Annotated in this window: 24 protein-coding genes and 1 tRNA gene; 19 read left to right on the top strand and 6 right to left on the bottom strand. The window is 70.0% G+C overall.

Annotated elements, in window-relative coordinates; translation table 11 throughout:
- Nucleotides 1-86: 86 nt before the first annotated feature.
- From LRS10_RS05890 to lptB, 5 genes are all read left to right on the top strand, one after another.
- A tRNA-Leu gene (locus LRS10_RS05890) sits at nucleotides 87-173 on the top strand.
- Between the two features lie 103 nt (nucleotides 174-276).
- Nucleotides 277-894, top strand: coding sequence for a ribonuclease D (locus LRS10_RS05885; protein ID WP_257836437.1), 618 nt, complete (start codon nucleotides 277-279; stop codon nucleotides 892-894).
- An 8-nt stretch (nucleotides 895-902) separates the two neighbouring features.
- Nucleotides 903-1,535: an LPS export ABC transporter periplasmic protein LptC gene (lptC, locus tag LRS10_RS05880; RefSeq protein ID WP_257836436.1), complete on the top strand. Its 633-nt coding sequence runs from the start codon at nucleotides 903-905 to the stop codon at nucleotides 1,533-1,535.
- A 55-nt stretch (nucleotides 1,536-1,590) separates the two neighbouring features.
- Nucleotides 1,591-2,112 (top strand): LptA/OstA family protein, encoded by a 522-nt coding sequence (locus LRS10_RS05875; protein ID WP_257836435.1) that lies wholly within the window; start codon nucleotides 1,591-1,593, stop codon nucleotides 2,110-2,112.
- A gap of 32 nt (nucleotides 2,113-2,144) precedes the next feature.
- The gene (gene lptB / locus LRS10_RS05870) at nucleotides 2,145-2,870 is read left to right on the top strand and encodes an LPS export ABC transporter ATP-binding protein (protein WP_257839090.1); all 726 of its coding nucleotides are present in this window, start codon (nucleotides 2,145-2,147) and stop codon (nucleotides 2,868-2,870) included.
- Between the two features lie 27 nt (nucleotides 2,871-2,897).
- Here the strand turns inward: lptB and LRS10_RS05865 are convergent, their stop codons facing one another.
- Nucleotides 2,898-3,176, bottom strand: a complete 279-nt coding sequence (locus LRS10_RS05865; protein ID WP_257836434.1) for a hypothetical protein — start codon at nucleotides 3,174-3,176, stop codon at nucleotides 2,898-2,900.
- A gap of 73 nt (nucleotides 3,177-3,249) precedes the next feature.
- On the opposite strand from LRS10_RS05865, the gene LRS10_RS05860 reads away from it, so the two are divergent.
- The 3 genes from LRS10_RS05860 (at nucleotide 3,250) to LRS10_RS05850 (ending at nucleotide 7,737) form a co-directional block, all read left to right on the top strand.
- Nucleotides 3,250-4,260, top strand: a complete 1,011-nt coding sequence (locus tag LRS10_RS05860) for a LysR family transcriptional regulator (RefSeq protein ID WP_257836433.1) — start codon at nucleotides 3,250-3,252, stop codon at nucleotides 4,258-4,260.
- Between the two features lie 61 nt (nucleotides 4,261-4,321).
- Entirely contained in the window at nucleotides 4,322-6,412 is a 2,091-nt protein-coding gene (locus LRS10_RS05855; RefSeq protein ID WP_257836432.1) for a TonB-dependent receptor, read from the top strand.
- A gap of 2 nt (nucleotides 6,413-6,414) precedes the next feature.
- Entirely contained in the window at nucleotides 6,415-7,737 is a 1,323-nt protein-coding gene (locus LRS10_RS05850; protein ID WP_257836431.1) for a PepSY domain-containing protein, read from the top strand.
- Here the strand turns inward: LRS10_RS05850 and LRS10_RS05845 are convergent.
- Complete coding sequence (locus LRS10_RS05845) at nucleotides 7,721-8,191, bottom strand: hypothetical protein (RefSeq protein ID WP_257836430.1); 471 nt, start codon at nucleotides 8,189-8,191, stop codon at nucleotides 7,721-7,723. The genes LRS10_RS05850 and LRS10_RS05845 overlap by 17 nt on opposite strands.
- 125 nt (nucleotides 8,192-8,316) lie before the next feature.
- Here LRS10_RS05845 and LRS10_RS05840 point away from each other — a divergent pair, with 125 nt between their 5' ends.
- Complete coding sequence (locus LRS10_RS05840; RefSeq protein ID WP_257836429.1) at nucleotides 8,317-8,880, top strand: hypothetical protein; 564 nt, start codon at nucleotides 8,317-8,319, stop codon at nucleotides 8,878-8,880.
- A 51-nt stretch (nucleotides 8,881-8,931) separates the two neighbouring features.
- Here LRS10_RS05840 and LRS10_RS05835 read toward each other — a convergent pair whose 3' ends face one another.
- Complete coding sequence (locus LRS10_RS05835; RefSeq protein ID WP_257836428.1) at nucleotides 8,932-9,639, bottom strand: YafY family protein; 708 nt, start codon at nucleotides 9,637-9,639, stop codon at nucleotides 8,932-8,934.
- A gap of 96 nt (nucleotides 9,640-9,735) precedes the next feature.
- On the opposite strand from LRS10_RS05835, the gene LRS10_RS05830 reads away from it, so the two are divergent.
- The 6 genes from LRS10_RS05830 to ptsN all read left to right on the top strand — a co-directional run bounded on the left by LRS10_RS05830 (nucleotide 9,736) and on the right by ptsN (nucleotide 13,829).
- On the top strand, nucleotides 9,736-10,008 hold the full coding sequence (locus LRS10_RS05830) for a hypothetical protein (protein ID WP_257836427.1): 273 nt from the start codon (nucleotides 9,736-9,738) through the stop codon (nucleotides 10,006-10,008).
- An 8-nt stretch (nucleotides 10,009-10,016) separates the two neighbouring features.
- Nucleotides 10,017-10,328 (top strand): glutathione S-transferase C-terminal domain-containing protein, encoded by a 312-nt coding sequence (locus LRS10_RS05825; RefSeq protein WP_257836426.1) that lies wholly within the window; start codon nucleotides 10,017-10,019, stop codon nucleotides 10,326-10,328.
- A gap of 87 nt (nucleotides 10,329-10,415) precedes the next feature.
- The gene (rpoN, locus tag LRS10_RS05820) at nucleotides 10,416-11,924 is read left to right on the top strand and encodes an RNA polymerase factor sigma-54 (protein ID WP_257836425.1); all 1,509 of its coding nucleotides are present in this window, start codon (nucleotides 10,416-10,418) and stop codon (nucleotides 11,922-11,924) included.
- A gap of 68 nt (nucleotides 11,925-11,992) precedes the next feature.
- Nucleotides 11,993-12,613, top strand: a complete 621-nt coding sequence (locus LRS10_RS05815) for an exopolysaccharide biosynthesis protein (RefSeq protein ID WP_257836424.1) — start codon at nucleotides 11,993-11,995, stop codon at nucleotides 12,611-12,613.
- A 32-nt stretch (nucleotides 12,614-12,645) separates the two neighbouring features.
- A complete protein-coding gene (hpf, locus tag LRS10_RS05810) occupies nucleotides 12,646-13,281 on the top strand; it encodes a ribosome hibernation-promoting factor, HPF/YfiA family (protein ID WP_257836423.1) in 636 nt (211 codons plus the stop codon).
- Between the two features lie 74 nt (nucleotides 13,282-13,355).
- Nucleotides 13,356-13,829 (top strand): PTS IIA-like nitrogen regulatory protein PtsN, encoded by a 474-nt coding sequence (gene ptsN / locus LRS10_RS05805; RefSeq protein WP_257836422.1) that lies wholly within the window; start codon nucleotides 13,356-13,358, stop codon nucleotides 13,827-13,829.
- Between the two features lie 73 nt (nucleotides 13,830-13,902).
- Here ptsN and LRS10_RS05800 read toward each other — a convergent pair whose 3' ends face one another.
- A complete protein-coding gene (locus LRS10_RS05800; RefSeq protein WP_257836421.1) occupies nucleotides 13,903-14,157 on the bottom strand; it encodes a DUF1150 domain-containing protein in 255 nt (84 codons plus the stop codon).
- A gap of 114 nt (nucleotides 14,158-14,271) precedes the next feature.
- Nucleotides 14,272-14,694: an Hsp20 family protein gene (locus LRS10_RS05795; RefSeq protein ID WP_257836420.1), complete on the bottom strand. Its 423-nt coding sequence runs from the start codon at nucleotides 14,692-14,694 to the stop codon at nucleotides 14,272-14,274.
- Nucleotides 14,695-14,955: 261 nt separating this feature from the next.
- Between LRS10_RS05795 and LRS10_RS05790 the strand changes: the two genes are divergently transcribed.
- Nucleotides 14,956-16,083: a class I SAM-dependent methyltransferase gene (locus LRS10_RS05790; RefSeq protein ID WP_257836419.1), complete on the top strand. Its 1,128-nt coding sequence runs from the start codon at nucleotides 14,956-14,958 to the stop codon at nucleotides 16,081-16,083.
- Here the strand turns inward: LRS10_RS05790 and LRS10_RS05785 are convergent.
- Nucleotides 16,080-16,592: a hypothetical protein gene (locus LRS10_RS05785; protein WP_257836418.1), complete on the bottom strand. Its 513-nt coding sequence runs from the start codon at nucleotides 16,590-16,592 to the stop codon at nucleotides 16,080-16,082. The genes LRS10_RS05790 and LRS10_RS05785 overlap by 4 nt on opposite strands.
- Nucleotides 16,593-16,788: 196 nt before the next feature.
- Between LRS10_RS05785 and LRS10_RS05780 the strand changes: the two genes are divergently transcribed.
- The 3 genes from LRS10_RS05780 to LRS10_RS05770 all read left to right on the top strand — a co-directional run bounded on the left by LRS10_RS05780 (nucleotide 16,789) and on the right by LRS10_RS05770 (nucleotide 19,448).
- Nucleotides 16,789-18,222, top strand: a complete 1,434-nt coding sequence (locus LRS10_RS05780) for a site-specific integrase (RefSeq protein WP_257836417.1) — start codon at nucleotides 16,789-16,791, stop codon at nucleotides 18,220-18,222.
- A 147-nt stretch (nucleotides 18,223-18,369) separates the two neighbouring features.
- Nucleotides 18,370-18,870 (top strand): aldo/keto reductase, encoded by a 501-nt coding sequence (locus LRS10_RS05775; RefSeq protein WP_257836416.1) that lies wholly within the window; start codon nucleotides 18,370-18,372, stop codon nucleotides 18,868-18,870.
- Nucleotides 18,867-19,448 (top strand): SDR family NAD(P)-dependent oxidoreductase, encoded by a 582-nt coding sequence (locus LRS10_RS05770; protein WP_257836415.1) that lies wholly within the window; start codon nucleotides 18,867-18,869, stop codon nucleotides 19,446-19,448. Before LRS10_RS05775 ends, LRS10_RS05770 begins: the two co-directional genes overlap by 4 nt.
- The last annotated feature ends 547 nt before the right edge of the window (nucleotides 19,449-19,995 follow it).

The following is a 19,995-nucleotide window of genomic DNA, read 5'->3' as shown; positions in this document are numbered from 1 at the left end:
AACGCAACTTGCAAGGTTCTGCTGCGACGCCGTTGACCTCCTGTGGGCGGCGCCATATGTAGCCGCCTCCCGATCCGACGGACGGGGCCCAGGTGGCGGAATTGGTAGACGCGCTGGCTTCAGGTGCCAGTGGCTTAACGGCCGTGGAGGTTCGAGTCCTCTCCTGGGCACCACCCTTTCGAATCGAAAGGGCCGGCGCCGATATCTCCAAGGTTGGATATGACGGTCGCCGCCGCCGTGGCTAAGGTGGGCGTCCGAGGTCGGAGTTCAGGCAAGGTGACGACGTACGTTCACGACGGGGATCTTCCGGACGGCGCGCTGCAGGGCGCGGCGTTCGTCGCCATCGATTCCGAGACCATGGGGCTGAGGCTGGGGCGGGATCCGCTCTGCGTCGTGCAGCTGTCGGCCGGCGACGGGCACGCCCATCTCGTCAAGCTGAACCGCGACACCTACGACGCGCCGAACCTCAAGCGGCTGCTGACCGACCCGGCGGTGACGAAGATCTTCCACTTCGGCCGCTTCGATATCGCCATGTTCTGGCTGCATCTGGGCGTCGTGACCCAGCCCGTCTACTGCACCAAGATCGCCTCCAAGATCGCCCGCACCTACACCGACCGCCACGGCCTGAAGGACATCTCCCGCGAGCTGCTCGGCATCGAGATGTCCAAGGCCCAGCAGAGCTCGGACTGGGGCCAGGCCAAGCTCTCGGACGAGCAGGTCGCCTACGCCGCCTCCGACGTCCTGCACCTGCACGCCCTGCGCGAACGGCTGCAGGACATGCTGACCCGCGAGGGGCGTGACGCGCTGGCCAAGGCGTGCTTCGAATTCCTGCCGCATCGTGCGGTGCTCGACGTCGCCGGCTGGGAAGACGTCGACATCTTCGCCCACGCCTAGAGGCCGCCATGACGGCGACGGACGCATCGTTCAGCCCACCGCCCGCCCGCCGCGCCGATTTCGAGCGGTGGCGCCGCCGGTCGAAGCTGATCCGGCTGCTGCGCATCCTGCTGCCGGCGCTGATCGTGGTGATCTTCCTGGGCCTGGCGGGCAGCGTCGCCTGGTCCACCTTCCGCGCCCAGCCGCGGCAGGCGGGCGGCGACGACGAAGCCATCCGGCTGATCAACCCGCGCTTCGTCGGCCGCGACGACAAGGGCCGCGCCTTCGTGCTGACCGCCGACTCCGCCGTGCGCGACCGCGCCGACTATCAGCGCGTGCTGCTGGAAAAGCCGGCGCTGATCCTCGACGAGGGCGGCCCCGACCAGCTCCGGCTGAACGGCGCCCAGGGCGTCTTCCATGAGGCCACCGGCAAGCTGCAGCTGTCGGGCGGCGTCAGGATGGAGGACCCCCGCAACGCCTTCCAGACGGCGGCGTCGCTGTTCGACACCAAGACCGGCGAACTGGTCGGTTCAGGCCCCATTCAGGGCTCGGGTGGCCTTGGAGAAATCGAAGCGAAGTCCTATGGCGTTTACGGCAAAGGCGATCGCATGGTCTTCAAGGGCGGGGTGCGTGCGCGCATCGAGCCCCAGAAGAAAGAATAGAAGCTGGACCTCATGAAGTCGCACGTCTCCCGCCTGGCCGTCCCCCCTTCTGGCCGTGACCCTTCTGGGCGTTTCCGGGGCGCTGCTCACGGCGGCGCCGGCCGCCGCCCAGCTGTCGCGCTCGTCGGACGGCCCGATCGACGTGACCGCCGACGAGCTCGAGGTGCAGCAGAACGAGTGCGTCTCGGTCTGGCGCGGCAACGCCGAGGCCCTGCAGGGCGACACCCGCCTGCGCGCCAATGTCATGCGGATGTACATGACGAAGTCGGCGAGCCGGCCCGGCGGCGCGGCCGGCGGCTGCGGCGAGCTGCGCCGGCTCGAGGCCGACGGCGGCGTCTACTACGTCACCGCCCAGCAGCGGGTCCGCGGCGACCGCGGCGTCTACGACGCCCAGTCCGAGACCATCACCCTGACCGGCGACGTGGTGGCCGTGCAGGGCCAGAACGTGCTGCGCGGGACGCGCATGGTGTTCAACACCAAGACCGGCGAGGGCAAGATGGAGGGGAACGCCCGCGGGGCGAACCAGACCGGCCGCCCGCGCGGCGTCTTCTATCCGAGCAAGAAGTCCAACCCGTGACCAAGCCCGAGCGGATCGACGCGCGCGCCGGCCTGCCCCTCGAGGGCCTCGTCGTCGACAACATCGGCAAGTCGTTCCGCGGCCGCCCGGTCGTGAAGGGCGTCTCGCTGCGGCTGGCGCGCGGCGAGGTGGCCGGCCTGCTGGGCCCCAACGGGGCCGGCAAGACCACCACCTTCTACATGATCACCGGCCTGATCCCGGCCGACTACGGCGCCATCTACCTGGACGGCGAGAACATCACCGCCCAGCCGATGTACCAGCGCGCCCGCATGGGCGTCGGCTACCTGCCGCAGGAGACGTCGATCTTCCGCGGCATGACCGTCTGGGAAAACGTGATGGCGGTGGTCGAGCTGCGCCAGCGCGACCCCAAGGAGGCCCGCGCCACGGTCACGCGGCTGCTGGAAGAGCTGCACATCGAGCACCTGCGCAACGCCCCGGCCGTCTCGCTGTCGGGCGGCGAGCGCCGCCGCGTCGAGATCGCCCGCGCCCTGGCCTCGGAGCCGTCGTTCATGCTGCTGGACGAGCCGTTCGCCGGCATCGACCCGCTGGCCATCGCCGACATCCGCGAGGTGATCAGCTATCTGAAGCAGCGCGGCATCGGCATCCTGATCACCGACCACAACGTCCGCGAGACGCTCGACATCATCGACCGCGCCTCGATCATCCACGCAGGCGAGGTGCTGTTCGAGGGCAGTCCCGACGAGATCGTCGACGACCCCGAGGTGCGCCGCGTGTACCTGGGCGACAGGTTCAGCTGAGGCGTTCTTGCCGCCCAACGGGAGGCCTCACCGCCTATCGCGCCCGTACGCCAGGCGGCTGGCAAGCCCGCGTGGGTCACGGAGGCGGGCGATGGCGATGAGGTCGGCGGCCAGGGCCGCCCGGCCCCGCGCCTCGCCACACCCAGTCTCCGGCTGCGGGCCGTGGTCCCGCACCTTGCCTTCGAGGGCCAAGGCCGCCGCCGCTGTCACGAGGCAGGCGGCGGCGAGTGCGAGCCGCAGGCCCGGCTGACGGGCCCCCAGCCCGTGCCGCCCCGGTGCGTCCGCGATCGGGCCTCGTCCCTGCATGGCGAGACCTTGGATCGGGGCCGACGGCGTGCCAGAACACCGATCAGGTCATCGGCGTTTCCGATGGGGGACCATGGCGAAAGACTTCGAGGTTCGGCATTGCCGCGCCCTCCTCGCCCTCGACGAAAAGGGGGGCGTGGGGGCGGCCGCGCGAGCGCTGGGCGTGGCGCAGTCGACGCTGTCCGAGGCCCTGCTTTCGTTGGAACGCCTGCTCGGTTTCGCTGTGACGGTGCGGCGTCCGGGCTGCGAGGCGACCCTGACGCCCGCCGCCCTGCGGCTCCTGCCCCACGCCCGCGCGCTCGTCGCCGCGTCGGAGGCCGCGATGGCCTCGGCCCAGGCTTCCAAGGACGCGGTCATCCGGTTGGGCGCGGTGGAATCCGTCAGTTCCCACCTGCTGCCCGGACCCCTGGACGCCTTCAGCCGCCGGAGCCCGCATGTGGATGTGCGCGTCGCCAGCGGGGTGTGCGCCGACCTGCTCGGCCGCGTCGAGCAGCGGCAGCTCGACGCCGCCCTGACGCTGGAGGTCCCCCGGCGGCTCGAGCAGCCCGGCGCCCAGGAACTGGCGCGCATCCGCCTGCGGTTCGTCGTCCCGGCGGACGACCCGCTCGGCGACGCGCTGGACGGGCGGCCGGTGAGGCGCGCAGAGCTGTCCGACCGAACCTTCCTCCTCGCCGATCCCGAAGGCGCCTTCAGCGACGTGCTGAAGCGATGGCTGGGCGGCGACCACACCCTGCGCATGGCCTCGGCGGGAAGCACGGACGGGGTCAAACGCGGGGGTCGCCAGGCAGGGCGCGATCGGAGTGCTGCCCGCCTACACGGTGAGCGAGGAGCTCGCGTCCGGGGCGCTGGTGGAACTGGCGTTCGAGGCGGCGCCTCCGACGGTCTCGCTGAACCTCGCCACTTCCGCCAATCCGCTGGTGGCGTCGGCCCTCGCCGAGCTCGTGGAGATCATCCGCGCCGAGGTCGGGGCGGCCTGCGGCGGGGCGACTCCCGGCGCCGAGGCCGTTCGACACTTCCCGAGACCGCCGCCTCCGCCATCCGCCTCGTCCGAGAAGGGGAGATGAGGCGACGCAACTGCGAATGAGTTGCAACAATGCCGAACCGCTGTTATTGCGCCAGCCGTGGTTTCTACGGGGGCATCGGCCGTGCGGCGATATCTGGGGATCAGCGTTTCGGCGCTCGTGATGGCGATCGGCGGGCAGGCGCACGCCGAAGAGGCTGACGCGCCGACGGTTGACCAGCTGGTGGTGACCGCCTCCCGCACCGGTTCGACCGTGCAGGAGCTGCCGGTGTCGGTGTCCGTCGTCCCGGCCGAGGCGCTGCGCAGCCAGCTCGACGTCAGCGCCAACATCATGCGGGCGCTGGAGTTCACCGTCCCCGGGCTCGCGCCGCAGCAGGGCGGCCGGGTCAACTGCCCGAAGGTGCGCGGACGGCTGACCGCTGTGCAGATCAACGGCGTGCCGGTGACCGAAGACATCCGCCAGAGCACCTGCGACCAGGTCTATCAGCTCAGCCCGTTCGCCATCGAGCGGGTGGAGGTGCTGCGCGGCGGCACGGCGCTGTACGGCGCAGGCGCGCCGGGCGGGATCATCAACTTCGTGACGCGCCGGGCGGCCGGCGACGCGCTCGAGATCGACGCGGTGGCGCAGACCAGCTTCAACACCTCGGGGCCGGACGACACCTTCACCACCAACCTGTTCGCCGGCGCGGGCCAGAGCTTCTCGGGCTGGGACTACTATGTCGGCGCCGGGTTCACGGACGGCGGCGGCGCCCGCACGCCGGACGGGCCTTACGTGCCCGCCCGCGAGTACGAAGCGGTCCATCTCAACGGCTCGCTGGGCCTCCAGGTCGGGGGTGGCGAGCTGCGGGCGACCGGCGCGCTCTACAACGAGGAGAAGGGGCGCGAGTACGCGACCGACGGCGATCAGGCGGTCGGACAGCGGGTGGCGATCGTCTTGCCGATCGCCCAGCATCCCCAAGCCGATCAGAACCTCCTGCGATCCTGGTCGCTGGCGCTGGGCTACACCCACCCGGACATCCTGGGCCACGAGCTGGCGATCAGCGGCTTCGCCCAGGACCAGCTTTATCGCCAGCGCGACAACTTCTTCAGCGTCGCCTTCGGGGACGACTTCTTCGCTTCGAACTCGGACAACGAGCGCTTGGGCTTCCGCTCGACCCTGGTGAAGCGGGCCAGCCTGCCGGGCGCGGACGTCGTGTTCAGCTATGGCTTCGACTACACCCGCAATCGCTACTACCGGCCGCAGATCAACGCCGCGACCGGCCAGCTGACCGGCTACATCGCGCCCGAGACCATCCTGCGGACCAAGGCGATCTTCGGCCAGGCCGAGGTCGACGTGGGCCGGCTCCGCCTGGTCGGCGGCGTCCGGCAGGAGTGGTACGCGGGCGAGGTCGGGACCAAGGGCTACGATCCCGCCGTGCCGCGGGCGGCCCGGCCCGGCGACTTCCGCGACGCCGACCTCGCGCTGTTCAATGTGGGCGCGATCTACGACCTGAACGACGCCGTCCAGCTGTACGGCGGCTTCAGCCAGGGGGCGGAGATCAGCCAGCTGGGCCGCGCGGCCCGCGGCATCCAAAATCCGGGCCTGATCTCGCCAGAACCTGCGACGTCGGACCAGTACGAGATCGGCGTGCGCGGCCAGCATGCCGGCCTGCGTTTCGAGGCCGCGGCGTTCTATTCCGAGTCCGACAAGGCCTCGCTGCTGCAGGCCGATCCGTCCTGCGCCGGCCAGACGCTTTGCCCGCTGATTCCGCTGCGGGCGCCGCAGCGCTTCAAAGGCTTCGAGGCGGCGCTGGACTATGCGCTGAGCGACACCACGGACCTGCGCGGCGTGGTCACCTGGCAGCGCGGCCAGATCCGGGACACCCAGCTTGGCTATGTGGACTACAGCTCCGACACCGTGGCGCCCTTTCGCGTCACCCTGGGCGGCGAGACGCGGCCGCTGGAGCGCCTGAGCCTTGGCCTGCAGGCGACCTACTATGGCGCGGCCGACTACTTCAGCCCGGGCGAGCTGGCGCTGGGCCGCATCGAAACCGACGACGTGCTGCTGTTCGACGCCTCGGCGCGCTACGCCGTAGGCCCGGGCGACATCTATGTGGGCGTCGCCAACCTGTTCGACCGATCCTACGTCAACGTCGCCAGCCAAGCCTCGGGCGACTACGCCTACTACCGGGCGGAAGGCCGCCGCGTCACCGTCGGGTACCGCGCGAGGTTCTGACCATGAGCCGCCGTACCTGGTTCGACCTGCACAGCTGGCTGGGCCTGACGACGGGCCTCCTGCTGTTCGTGGTCTGCTGGTCGGGCACGGTGGCGGTGTTCAGCCACGAACTGGACCTGATGGTCGATCCCCGCGTGCGGGCTCCGGCCGTCGCCGACGCCGACATCGCCTGGGCGGCGATCGAGGCGAACGTGCGCGCGGCGCATCCCGGCTGGACCATCGACCAGATCCACGCGCCCGAAGCGCCGGGCTTCGCCGCCGAGGCCTATGTGACCGACGCCGACGAGATCAGCCGTCGCGTCTATGCCGACCCGGCGACCGGCGCCTTGCTGGGGACGACCAGCTACTTCAACGTCCAGCGGTTCTTCCGCAGCCTGCATATGTCGCTGTTCATCGGCGAGGGAAGAATCTGGGGCATTCCGTTCGGCTACCTGGTCGTCGCCCTGCTGTCCCTGCCGCTGCTGGCGCAGCTGGTCTCCGGGCTCGTCTTCTACCGCCGGTTCTGGCGCGGCTTCCTGCGGCTGGAGACCCGCAAGGGCGGAAAGGTGTTCTGGAGCGACGTCCACAAGCTCACCGGCGTCTGGGCGATCTGGTTCGTCCTGCTGATGGGAGTGACCGGCGCCTGGTACCTGGCCGAGTGGAAGGTGACGTCGGAGCCGCCGACGCCGGCCGCGCCGGCGGCGGAGGGGCCGGTCACCCGGACCTTGCCGCTCCAGGCCCTTCTGGAACGCGCCCGCGCCGCCTACCCCGAACTCACCATCCGCGAGACGTCGCTCTACCAGCAACGCGAGGGCCTGGTCGCGTTCCACGGCCAGGACGGCTCGATCCTGCTGCGCGACCGCGCAGCGCGCGTCTGGCTGGACAGCCGCACGGGCGAGGTCCTGGCGGTCCGGCGGCCCGGCGAGATGTCGCCGCTGCACCGCTGGATCGACACCGCCGACCCGCTGCATTTCGGCGACTTCGGCGGCCTCGTGAGCAAGGCGACATGGTTCGTGTTCGGCCTCGGCATGACGGCGATGTGTCTGACCGGAGCCTACCTGCAGGCCAAGCGGCGCGCGCGAGACAAGGGCCTCGACGCCCTGACCCTGCACGTCACCCATGCAACGACGCTGGCCATCCTGGCCTGCGCGATCGCGTTCGGCGTCAAGGAGATCCGCGGCTATGCGCCCGCGGGCTGGCCTGAGGCCCCGCTGGGGGTGTGGCTGGTCTGCGGCGCCTGGACCGTCACTGCGCTTGGCGGTGTCGCCTGGTGGATCGCCGCGGTGAGCCGGCTGCCCGGCGCGGCCACTCGCCCGAAGCGGATAGCCGTCAGCCCAGCGGAGTAGGTGCGAGCTGGCTCCACTCGGGGCCGCCGAGCGCCAGCCACCGCCGCTCGGCCTTGATCAGGTCGCCGATGTCGCGACCCAGGGCCACCAGGCGCGCGGCTTCCGGATGGCGCTTCAGCCAGACATGCACCGTGCTGCGGCCGGGCATCGCCGGGTCCCAGCAGATCGAGCGCAGGGGCTCGCCCTCGCAGAGCCGCAGATAGACGCTTTCCAGCACCGTCTCGCCGAAGCTGGTGGGCCGCCCGACGCCGTCGAGCCCGCCCGCCGCCCGCGCGGCGGCGACCTCGGCGGCGAAGCCCGGCCGGCTCTTGAGCCACCGCATCACCGTCGCCCGCGTCGGCATCGCCTCGCCCCGGCAGATCTCCCGCAGGCCGAACCCCATGCCCAGGCCGAACAGGATCTCGTCGGCGACGGCGCGGCTGAAGGGGACGTAGGGTTTGGGCGGCTTCGGCATGCTGGGGATGTGGGATGGGAACGTAGGGGGAACAAGGGGGGCGCGCTGCGCGGCGCGTTGCAGCGCGCCGGGTCCGCACGTTAACTGACGGAGGCGCCGTAACGCCCCGCAGCTGGAGCCCGACCATGCGACACCGTCTGGCCTTCGCCGTCCTCGCCCTGCAGGCCTGCGCCGGCGCCGCCTGGGCGATGACGCCCGCGCAGATCAGCGCCGGGTTCCAGGAGGGCGCGATCGCCTACTGCCTGCAGGCCGCGCTGCGCGGCGTAGCGGTCGGCGATCTGCCGGCCGAGGCCCGCCAAGGGATCGCCCCGGCCGACGAGACGATGCGCGGCATGGTCGAGGCGTCCAATCCGAAAGGACCGCTCTGGGACGTGGCCTCGGCCAAGGGCATCGTCGTGGTCTCCGAGCCCAAGCCCGGCGTCTGCAAGGTGATGGCCTACGGCGCGCCGGTCGAGCGCACCTTCAAAGGCGTGCTGAACGCCGCGCGCAAGACGCTGCCGGCGTTCAAGCCTGTCCCGATCCAGCCGGGCTACGATCCCATCGTCTACCGGCTCGAACGCAACGAGCCTGCGCCCGCCATCGCGCTCGAACTGCGCGGCGCCGAGCCCGGGGCGCCGGGGCGGCTGTTCCGGTTCAGCATGCTGACGGCGAGGATCACGTACACGCCCGGCGAGGCCGGGGGGCAGTAAAGGGGGCGGTTCAGCGCCAAAGGCGGACCTGGCGCAGGGGGCGCCTGGGCGTCAGCTGGCTTCCTTCATCTTGCTCCAGTGCTCCTCGCGCAGGCGGCGCCAGCGGGCGCGGAGGGTGGCGGGGCGTTCGGGGTAGCGGTCTTCGGAGAACTCGGCGGCGGTGACGCGGTCGGTGCGGAAGCTGCGGAAGGCCTGGCGCATCTCGCACCAGGTGACCAGCAGGCGGCTGGTCTCGTAGTAGCCGATGGCGAACGGCCAGACGGTGCGGCGGGTCTCGCGCTCCTGCTCGTCGCGGTAGGTCAGCGTGATCTTGCGGCCGGTGCGGATGCAGCGACGGACCTCGGCCATGTCGACGTTGTCGGGCACCGCGTGCCAGCTGGGGGCGGCGCGGGTGGCCGGCTCCAGGACGAGCGGGCGGAGCTGTTCGGGGATGACGGCGGCGATCTTGGCGACCAGGTCTTCCGCCGCGCGCTTCAGGGCCGGATCGCCGCGGGCGGCGACCATCTGGGCGCCGAGGACGGCGGCCTCCACCTCGTCGGGCGTCAGCATCAGGGGCGGCAGGTCGAAGCCGTCCTCCAGGATGTAGCCGATGCCGGCCTCGCCGCGGATCGGCGCGCGCTGGCCGACGAGGTCGGCGATGTCGCGATAGACGGTGCGCTTCGACGTCTCCAGCTCGAGTGCGATGGCGTCGGCGGTCACCGGCTGGCGGCTGCGGCGCAGGATCTGGATGATCTGGAACAGGCGGTCTGCGCGGCGCATGGCTCCCTCCCGCCAAGCTGCTGACAGAATGCTGTCAGCAAGGCGACGCTAGCGTGGGTCTGTCAAGACAGGACGCGAGAGGACGGAGCGGCCGCCATGATCACCCTGCACGGATACGGACCCGGCGGCGGCCTGCCGGAGACCAGCCTTTCGGCCATGAAGTCGGAGGTGCTGCTGCAGATCGCCGGGGTGGGGTACCGCAAGGCCGAACTTGGGCTGGCGGGGTCGCCGGTGCTGGAGGTGATGGGACAGGGGGCCTCCCCCTGGCGCTCGGCGGCGACGCCCTGGTCCGCGCCTTCCTGGAGCAGGTCCACGGGGTCGACTTCGAAGAGGGGCTGGAGCCGGCCGCCCGGGCCCAGGCCTGGGTGATCGAGCGGATGGCCGAGGACCACCTGCGGCCCGTGGCCGAGAGCGCTCAGGTGGAGCGCGAGGCGCTGGTGCTGGCGGTGCGCTCGCTGGCGGCCCTGGCCGAGCTGCTGGGCGACCGTCCCTATCTGTTCGGGCGGCGGCCGTGTGCGGCGGATGCGGCGGTCTTCCCGGTGCTGGCGAGGCTGATGTCGCCGGGGGGCGATGCGGTGCTGCGGCGGCGGGCCGAATCGTTCGGGGCGCTGGTGGCCTACGTCGACCGGCTGATGGCCCGCTACTATCCGGACTTCCCCTGGCTGTTGGAGACGGCCCACGCCGCCTGAGCGGGCGCGTAAATCCCGCGGTTAACCAATCGGTGGGGAACGCAGGCCTAGCCTCCCTCAGCAAGAAACAGGCCAGAGGGGGCTTGATTGGCGCTCGCCGCGCGTTTGGAGCTTCGTCAGGGGCAGGGGCTGGTCATCACGCCCCAGCTGCAGCAGGCCATCAAGCTGCTGCAGATGTCCAACATGGAGCTCGAGGCCTTCGTGGAGGCCGAGCTGGAGCGCAACCCGCTGCTGCAGCGCGACGAGCGCGAGAACGAGCCCGAGCGCGACGCCGGCGAGCCGGAGGGCCCTGAGGCTTCGGCCGATTCGTCGCTGGACCGGGTGGACGACGCCGGGGCCCGCGCCGAGCTGGACGCCGCCCACGACGAGGTCTCCCCTGGCGAACGCGCCACCGGCGACGCGCCCGAGGCCGCGGGCGACGCCGGCGGTTCGGTGGACTGGTCGCGAGCCGGCAGGGGCGGCGGCTTCGGCGGCGACCTCGACGGGCTGGAAGGCGTGCTGGCGCACGAGAAGAGCCTGGCCGAGCACCTGCACGATCAGGCCGCGGTGGCCGGCTTCACGCCCGCCGAGGCGGCGGTGGCCGGGGTGCTGATCGATTCGGTCGACGAGGGCGGCTACCTGCAGATCGACCTCGACGAGACGGCGGACCGGCTGGGCTGCGAGCTCAAGCTGATCGAGCGGGTGCTGTCGGTGCTGCACGGCTTCGAGCCGGTGGGCGTCTGCGCCCGGGACGTCCGCGAGTGCCTGATGCTGCAGCTGAAGGACCGCAACCGCTACGACCCCGCGATGGCGGCGCTGCTGGACAACCTGCAGCTCCTGGCCCGCCGCGACCTGACGGCGCTGCGCAAGGTGTGCGGCGTCGACGACGAGGACCTGCGCGACATGATCGCCGAGCTGAAGGGCCTGACGCCCCGGCCCGGCGCGGCCTTCGGCGGCGAGCCGGCCCAGCCCGCGCCCCCCGACGTCTTCGTGCGCGAGGGGCCGGGCGGCCTGTGGCACGTGGAGCTGAACGGCGACACCCTGCCGCGCCTTCTGGTCGACCAGCGCTACCACGCGCATGTCAGCGGCAAGGCGCGCTCGGACCAGGAGAAGACCTTCGTCGCCGACTGCATGGCGCAGGCCAACTGGCTGATGAAGAGCCTGGACCAGCGGGCGAAGACCATCCTGAAGGTCTCGTCCGAGATCGTCCGCCAGCAGGACGCCTTCCTGGCCTACGGGGTCGAGCACCTGCGGCCGCTGAACCTGAAGACGGTGGCCGACGCCATCGGCATGCACGAGAGCACGGTCAGCCGGGTGACGTCGAACAAGTACATGGCGACGCCGCGCGGCGTGTTCGAGATGAAGTTCTTCTTCACCTCGGCGATCGCCTCGGCGGACGGCGGCGAGGCGCACTCGGCCGAGAGCGTGCGGCACAAGATCCGCCAGCTGATCGACGCCGAGGCGCGCGAGGAGGACGTCCACTCCGACGACCGCATCGTCGAGATCCTCAAGGAGGCCGGCGTCGACATCGCCCGCCGGACGGTGGCCAAGTACCGCGAGGCCATGCGCATCCCCTCGTCGGTGGAGCGGCGGCGGATGTTGAAGGAAGCCGTCTAGCCACCTTCCGGCAGGTTCCCGCGTTCCGGCCCTTGGCGCAGCTCGTCCGACGCGCCAGATGAGGGCGAATGCTGCTGTCCGACCGCCATCAGCCTCTGTCCGAGGTGCTGCAGGAGATCGCCGAGACGCCGTCGGAGCGGATCTCGGTGAACGAGCTGTCGGCCCGGTTCGGCGGCCGGGCGCTGGGCGCCCTGCTGCTGGTGTTCGGCGTGCTGTGCCTGCTGCCGCTGCCGCCCGGCGGCACCACGATCTTCGGCCTGCCGCTGCTGCTGCTGGCGCCGCAACTGATGCTGGGGGCTCAGGCGCCTTGGCTGCCGCAGCGCCTGCGCCACCGGCCGATCGAGCTGGACGACCTCCGCGCCGGCCTGCCGAAGGTGGCCCGCTGGCTGAAGCGGATCGAGGCCCTGTCGCGGCCGCGGCTGACGTTCCTGTTCGGCGGCGTCGGCCAGCGGGTGATCGGCTTCGTGTGCACGCTGCTGGCCGTGGTGCTCATCCTGCCGATCCCGCTGGGCAACCTGCTGCCGGCGGCGGCGGTGTGCGTGCTGGCGCTGTCGCTGGTGCAGCGCGGCGGCCTGCTGGCGCTGCTGGGCTATGCCGTGGCGCTGACCAGCGCCTCGGTGCTGGTGCTCGCCGCCTCGCTGATCATCAGCGTTTTCCAGCATGCGCGAACTCTGATCGGCGCGGCTTGACACCTTCCGCCGGGAGGCGCGTTGATCGTCTCATGCAAGTCCAGGTCACCGGCAAACACGTCGACGTCGGCGAGGCTCTGCGCGCGCGAGTCTCCGACGAGCTTACATCCAGCATCGAGAAGTACTTCGACCGCGGCGGCGGGGCCGACGTGGTGGTCAGCCGCGAAGGCAACGCCTTCAAGGTCGACTGTGCGGTCACCCTGGCCTCGGGCCAGCAGCTGACGACGCACGGCGTGGGCGGCGACGCCCACATGGCCTTCGACGTCGCGATGCAGAAGATGGCCAAGCGCATCCGGCGCTACAAGAACCGGCTGAAGGACCACCACCAGCAGGCGGTGGCCAAGCAGGCCGAGAGCGCCGCCTATTTCGTCATCCAGACCCCGGACCTGGGCGACGATGACGACGAGGAGGACGACGGGGCGGCCCAGGGCTTCCCCGAGCCGATGATCATCGCCGAGACCGAGAAGCCGGTCCGGGCGATGACGGTCTCCATGGCGGTGATGGAGCTCGACCTGACCGAGGCTCAAACAATTGTGTTCCGAAACGCTGCGCACGGCGGCATCTCGGTGGTATATCGCCGCCCCGACGGAAACATCGGCTGGATCGACCCCGAGCGCACGCGTAACCGCAACGGGGAAGACGCGGAGGGAACAGGTCCGGCCCACTAGCACTATCAGACGATCGTCACACGCGGCCGCTAGGAGCCGCGGCGGCGGTCATTTGTGAGTACCTGAAGAGCATTATGAACATCGGCGACCTTCTCGATCGCACCGCGATCTCCCTGCGCGTCAGCGCCTCCAGCAAACGCCAGGTCCTGGCCGTGGTCGCCGAGATCGCCGCCCGCAAGCTCGGTCTCGACGCGGGCGACATCCTGGACGCCCTGATGGAGCGCGAGGCGGCCGGCTCGACCGGGGTGGGCCACGGCGTGGCCGCCCCGCATGCGCGGCTGGAAGGCCTGGATCGGATGCGCGGCGTCTTCGTGCGCCTGGAGCAGCCGGTGGAGTTCGACGCGGTCGACGACAAGCCGGTCGACCTGATCTTCGCCCTGTTCGCCCCGAAGGACGCCGGCGCCGACCACCTGCGGGCCCTGGCCCGGGTTTCGCGCCTGCTGCGCCAGGCCGAGCTGCGCGAGCAGCTGCGCCAGGCGCGGACGACCGACGCCATCTACGCCCTGCTGGTGCAGGACACCGGCTCGGCGCGTTCCACGGCGGCCTGAGCCCTATCGGATCGGAAAAACGAAAAGGCCGGCGGTCTCCCGCCGGCCTTTCACGTTCCGGACTGCGGATGAGCTAGTGCACCGAGACGGGCGCCAGCTCGTGGGCGAGGGCCGCGGCCACCGCCGACTCGCGGTCGGTCAGCACCGCGAGACGTTCGCCGTCGGCGCGGTGCACCGCATAGAGGGTCTGTTCCGGGTCGAGCTCGAAGCCCTGGACCTGGGCGGAAGGCACGCTGGCCAAGATTTCGGCCGCCTTCACCGGGCGCACATAGACCAGATGCGGGGCGCCCAGCGCCGCAAAGGCTTCAGTCGAAAGTACAGGCGTCATCATGACCACCTCCGTGAAACTCAACGCTCCGAACGGTCGCCGGTTCAGCCAACCGTTCGATTGATCCTCGTCCCGGCTATTCCGGCCACGAGGTACTTACATCTCGACTTCAGCTTAGCCGGCGGTCCGGATCGGGATGGTCTGCACCCGTTTTTCCGGCGCCGGCCGCGCGAGATCGATGTGGAGCAGGCCGTGCTCCAGGCTCGCCCCTTCCACCACCATGCCGTCCGCCAGCACGAAGCTGCGCACGAAGCCGCGGGCGGCGATGCCGCGGTGCAGGTAGGCGTCCTCGGACTTCGGGCCGCCGCCGTCCCGCTTGCCGGCGATGACCAGCTGGCGGTCCTCCACGGTGACCTGCAGCTGATCCGGCGAGAAGCCGGCCACGGCCAGGGTGATCCGCAGACCGCCGTCGCCGCGATCCTCGACGTTGTAGGGCGGATAGCTCTCCGCCGCCGCCTTGGCGGCGCGCTCGATCAGCGAGCGGGTGTGCTCGAAGCCCAGCAGGAAGGGGCTGTCAAAGATCAGAGACCGGTTCATGCCTTTTTGGAGCCCTCGGAAGAAGCGACTCTCCGGCTTGCCGCCCGATGTCGGCACGGCGGGCCGGACCCTCGCTATTTGGGGGGCCGCGGGCTGTGTTGCAACGCCGGGGCCGACCGACCTCCGATCACGTTCCAGGGTTCGCCGGACGTCGACTGAACCGACGGTTGCATCGTTCGCGAAGGCTAAGCTAAACCCAGGGCTGTCACACAACACTGGCGGGTTGGGGCGAACCTCGTCGGCTTATTCGCGAGGAAAGCGATGGCTGTCGTTCGTCACGATCTCGTCCTGATCAGCCTCGATCCGCCCTACCGGCTCGGCGACGAGGACGTCGTCTACAACCTGTTCGGCTGGGCCGAGGTGGACGACGAGGCCCATCCCGACGTCTCGGTCACGGTCAACGGCGCGCCCGTGCCTTTGAAGCTGACGCCCAACCCCAACGTGCGCGAGCATTTCCCCGGGGTGACGGCCAGCAGCCTGTTCGCGCGGGTGAACTTCGCCGAACTGCTCCGGGGCCACACGCCCGCCGAGCCGTTCCTGTTGAGCGTCGAGGTCACCTCGGGCGCCCGGTCGCGGGTGTTCGAGTACGAGGTCAGCGAGGGCTGGCTGCAGGCGGTGTTCGGCCGCCCCGTGCGGCGGCGGCGGATCCCGCCGGAGCATCTGCAGATCCGGGTGACGGGCGCAGCCGCCGGGCAGTTCCACCTGACCGGCCGCCGGGTGGCCGAGCAGATCGCCGGCATCCTCGCACGCGCCGGCCTGCCGCTCGGCCGTCATGCGCGAATCCTCGACTTCGGCTGTGGGCCCGGGCGGGTGATCTCGGCCATCAAGGACATGCATCCGCAAGCCGAGCTGTTCGGCTCGGACATCGACGGCGAGGCGATCGGCTGGGCCCGGGCGAACCTCGAGGACGTGGGCGACTTCCGGGTGAACGGTCCCGCGCCGCCGCTGCCCTTCGCCGACGAGAGCTTCGACCTGATCTACTCGATCTCGATCTTCACCCACCTGCCCGAGGACATGCAGCATGGCATGCTGGCGGAGCTTCGGCGGATCCTGAAGCCGGGGGGCGTCCTGCTGACCACCAAGCTGGACCCTGGAGCCTACGACCTGCCGGACGACGTGTGCGCCAAGGGCGTTAATGACGGCTTCGTCTACTGGGGCGACGCCGACGCGACCGAGGGCCTGCCGGGCTTCTACCGGCTGGCCTACCACACCGAGGCTTACGTCCGCCGCGTGTGGGCCAAGTATTTCGACGTGCTGCACGTGGGCTCGCACGACCTCAACAACACCCAGGACGCGGTGCTGCTGCGCCGGCCGAACGGCCGCGGCGGCCTGATCCCCGGGCTGGCCTCGAGGCTGCTGACGGCCCTGCGGCCGAAGGCTGACGCCTAGAACTTGATATGGCCCAGCTTGCAGGCGCCCTGGCCGCCGTCGGTGATCCCGTAGGCGTCGAGCGCGCCCGCGGGGACCGTCGTGATCGCCCGCCAGCCGGTGTTGGGGTCCGTCACCTCAGGCCGGGCGGCCGGCACGTCGGGCCGCGGCATGCCGGTCTCGCCGGCGCCCACCACGCGATAGGCCTCGTCCACCAGCACGATGCGCGCCACCGAGGTCTTCGCGGCGTTGTCCCAGCCCCAGCCGATGACCGCAGCCCCGTCGGCGTATCGGGTCTCGACGCTCTCGGTGTTGCCCACGCAGTCGCCCGTCTCGGGGAACAGCTGGCGCAGGCCCTTGCCCAGATAGTCGGTCGCCCAGGCCGGCTGAGGAGGTCGTGGCGGCGCGGTCGCCGCGGCGGGCGGCGGCGGCTGCGGGTCGCTCCTGTCCTTGGGCTGGTCGCAGGCCGCCAGAACGAGGGGCAGGCCGACGACGGCGACGAGCGGGAGTTTGACGGCGACGTTCAGCATGGCCGTTTCTTAGCCGCCGATCCGAGACCCCGTAAAGATACGCTCGGAAAGGCGAAGGCCCGCCGGGGTCACCGGCGGGCCTTCATGGTGGAGCTAAGCGGAGTCGAACCGCTGACCTCTTGAATGCCATGGGCCCCGGAGGCCATTTTCGGCCTGTTTCAGGCGATCTCACTTCGTTTCTAACTCATTGTAGGAGTTGAAGAAATGTAGGACTTGGGCAAAACTGGGAACGGGTGAAACCTGGGTACCACTTTTGCCTGTTGGTACCCATGCGGTACCCAGAAAAGGGCCTCCTGCGATGCCGAAACTGACTGAAAAACTGGTCGCCGCACTGGCTCCGGAGGCCGCGGAGTACGTCGTTTGGGACACCGAGGTGACCGGCCTGGGCGTGCGGGTCCGGCCCACCGGCTCAAAAAGCTTCATCCTGGTCTACCGGCGGGGCGGCAAGAAACGGAAGCACACCATGGGTCCGCTGCGGGCGGACTATGGCGTGAAGGAAGCCCGCGACCGCGCCGGCGATCTGCTGCACGGCTTGCGCAGCGGCGTCGACCCACAGGACGCCAAGGCCGAGGAACGCGGGGCGATCAGCGTCTCCGAACTCGCCGACGCCTACCTGGAGGACGGTCCCGCGCTGAAGCCCGAGAAGAAGGCGAGCAGCTGGGACACCGATCGCGGGATCTTCAGGAACCACGTCAAGCCGCTGATCGGCCGGATCCTCGCCCGCGAAGTCACGAAGAACGACGTGGCGATGATGCAGCTCGACATCTCGAAGGGGAAGACCGCCAGGTCCGAGAAGACCGGTCACCGGCGCCGCTCCAACGTGAAGGGCGGCAAGCGAATCGCCTCCATGGCCGTCGTGGTGCTCGCCGCCTGCTACCAGTGGGGGATCGAAACCGGCCGGGTGACCCACAATCCGGCGCGCGGCGTCAAAGGCTTCAAGACGACGCGCCGCGAGCGCTATCTCTCGGAAAGGGAGGTCGCCTGCTTCAGCGAAGCGATCGCCGAGATCGAGCGCGAACAGCCGCACATGGAGGTGATGGCGGACGCCGTGCGGCTGCTGATGCTCACGGGCTGCCGGAAGAGCGAGATCCTGACCCTGGAATGGGCCTGGGTCGACTGGACCAAGAGCTGCCTGCGGCTGCCGGACTCGAAGACCGGCGCCAAGGTCGTTCCGCTCGCCGACGCCGCCGTGACCATCCTGAAGCGCCGCTGGGAGACGAACCGCCCCGAGCCGGACATGCGCGGGCACAATTCCGGCGAACATCCGGAGCCGAAGCGTCGCTCGCCCTTCGTGCTGCCCGCCATGAAAGGCGACGGCTGCTATGTCGGTCTCGGCCATCACTGGGAAATGGTCCGCGTCCGGGCGAACCAGGTCTCGCGCAAGCGGGCGCAGGAGGCCGGCGATCACCCCGATGATGTCGCGCCGCTGACCAATGTCCGCCTGCACGATCTGCGGCACAGTTTCGCCAGCTTTGCCATCGCCGACGGCGCGTCGCTCTTCATGGTCGGCAAGGTGCTCGGCCACAAGCAGTCGCGCACGACCGAAATCTACGCCCACCTGAGCGACGACCCGATCAAACAGGTCGCGAACCGCACCGCGTCCCGCGTGGCCGCCGCAATGGGCGGATAGGCGGGCGGGCTTCGCGAGCCCACGGTGGATCGTGATCATGGGATACAACCGGCCCATTCCCACCCTGTTGGGTCGTCCGAGCGTCTATGCCTCGAGCTGAGGTGGGCGGACCAAACGCGTCCGAGCGGGCCCTCGCGAGTGCCGCGGATGACGCCGACAACACTTTGGGCAGGGGGAACCCGGATTCGGCGAGCAGCGCGGCGGCCTCGCCGCCACTCAGCCCCGCCGACACGTCCAGCCAGTCCTGCTCGTCCAGCAACGCCGGACCGCGGGCGTGCTGATCGAGACGCTGGGCCGGCTACCCTGCGCGACTTGGCGGGCAGTCGCGTTCGTGCGCGGGCGAACGCGCCACGCTTCCAGGGCGAGAACTTCCAGAAGAACCTCGATTTGGTGGCCGAGATCGAGACGATGGCGCGCGAGAAGGGCTGCACCCCTGCCCAGTTGGCGCTCGCCTGGCTTCTGGCTCAAGGAGAGGACATCGTTCCCATCCCCGGAACCAAGAAGCGCGCTCGGCTCGAGGAGAACTTGGGGGCGATGGATGTACGGATCACGGCTGAGGATCGCGCCCGCATCGACCGCATCCTGCCTGCTGGCGCCGCCGCGGGGACGCGCTACGCCGCGCCGCACATGGCGGCGCTGAACCGGTGAGCGGCGAGCGACTCGCCGGCAAGGTCGCGATCGTCACGGGCGGCGGTCGTGGGCTCGGCAGGGCGATGGTTCTCGGGCTGGCGGCGGCGGGCGCACGGGTCGTCACAACGGCATCGCGCGAGGCGGCCGAAGTCGAGGCGGTGGCCCGGGAAGCCGGGAGCGACCGCGTTATTCCGATGCTCGCCAATGTTGCGCGCGAGGAAGACTGCGCACGCGTCGTGTCGGGCGCGCGTGACCGCTTCGGTCGGGTCGATATTCTCGTCAACAACGCCGGCCGCGGCATGAAATATGTCAGCCAGCGCTTCCTGACCGAGCCGACCCGCTTCTGGGAGACCGACCCGGACGTCTGGCGCATGGTGATTGACACCAACGTCAATGGGCCCTTCCTGATGGCCCGGGCGGCAGCACCGGTGATGATCGCAGCCGGCCGCGGGCGGATCGTCAATATCAGCATGAACCATGCGACCATGCGACCATGCGACGGCGCGGCTTCTCGCCCTATGGGCCGTCCAAGGCGGCGCTGGAATCCGAAACGATCATCTGGGCTCAGGATCTTGAGGGCACAGGCGTCACGGTGAACGCTCTTCTCCCCGGTGGCGCGACAGCGACAGGCATGATTCCAGATGACCTCCCCGACCAGGCTCGAACCGGCTTGCTTGACCCTGCTGTCATCGTCCCACCGCTTCTCTGGCTTGCCTCGGAAGCGTCCGATCGGGTGAGCGGCCGACGGCTCGACGCCTCGCGCTGGAGGGGGGACCTGTCGGACGCTGAGGCTGCCAAGGCTGCCAAGGCGGCCCTGGACGGCGCGGGATGGCCCACCGGCTGATGCGAGGACTCTTGGCACACAGGGAAAACGGGACGCTGAAATGGGCTTGTTCAAGAACGTGGGCGGTGTTTCGCGACGCCAATAGCATTGCACCCCATCTCCGATACAATGCAGCCGGGACTTTTCGGCACTACCGCCGTCGCCGCGTCGGCGTTTTACGATCCGCCATATCTGGCGTGGGTGGGTCACGACCCTCTGTGTACGTACCTCGCAGCCCGGCTTAATGAGCCGGAAGACCGTCCCGGCCACTCCCCGCTGCTCGCCCTCGCAGCTTGGCCAACCATGCCCGCGTTAACCGC

This window comes from Phenylobacterium sp. J426, assembly GCF_024699945.1.
GTDB lineage: Bacteria > Pseudomonadota > Alphaproteobacteria > Caulobacterales > Caulobacteraceae > Phenylobacterium.
The sequence above is the reverse complement of the archived record's forward strand: the minus strand, read 5'-3'. Positions and strand labels throughout refer to the sequence as shown.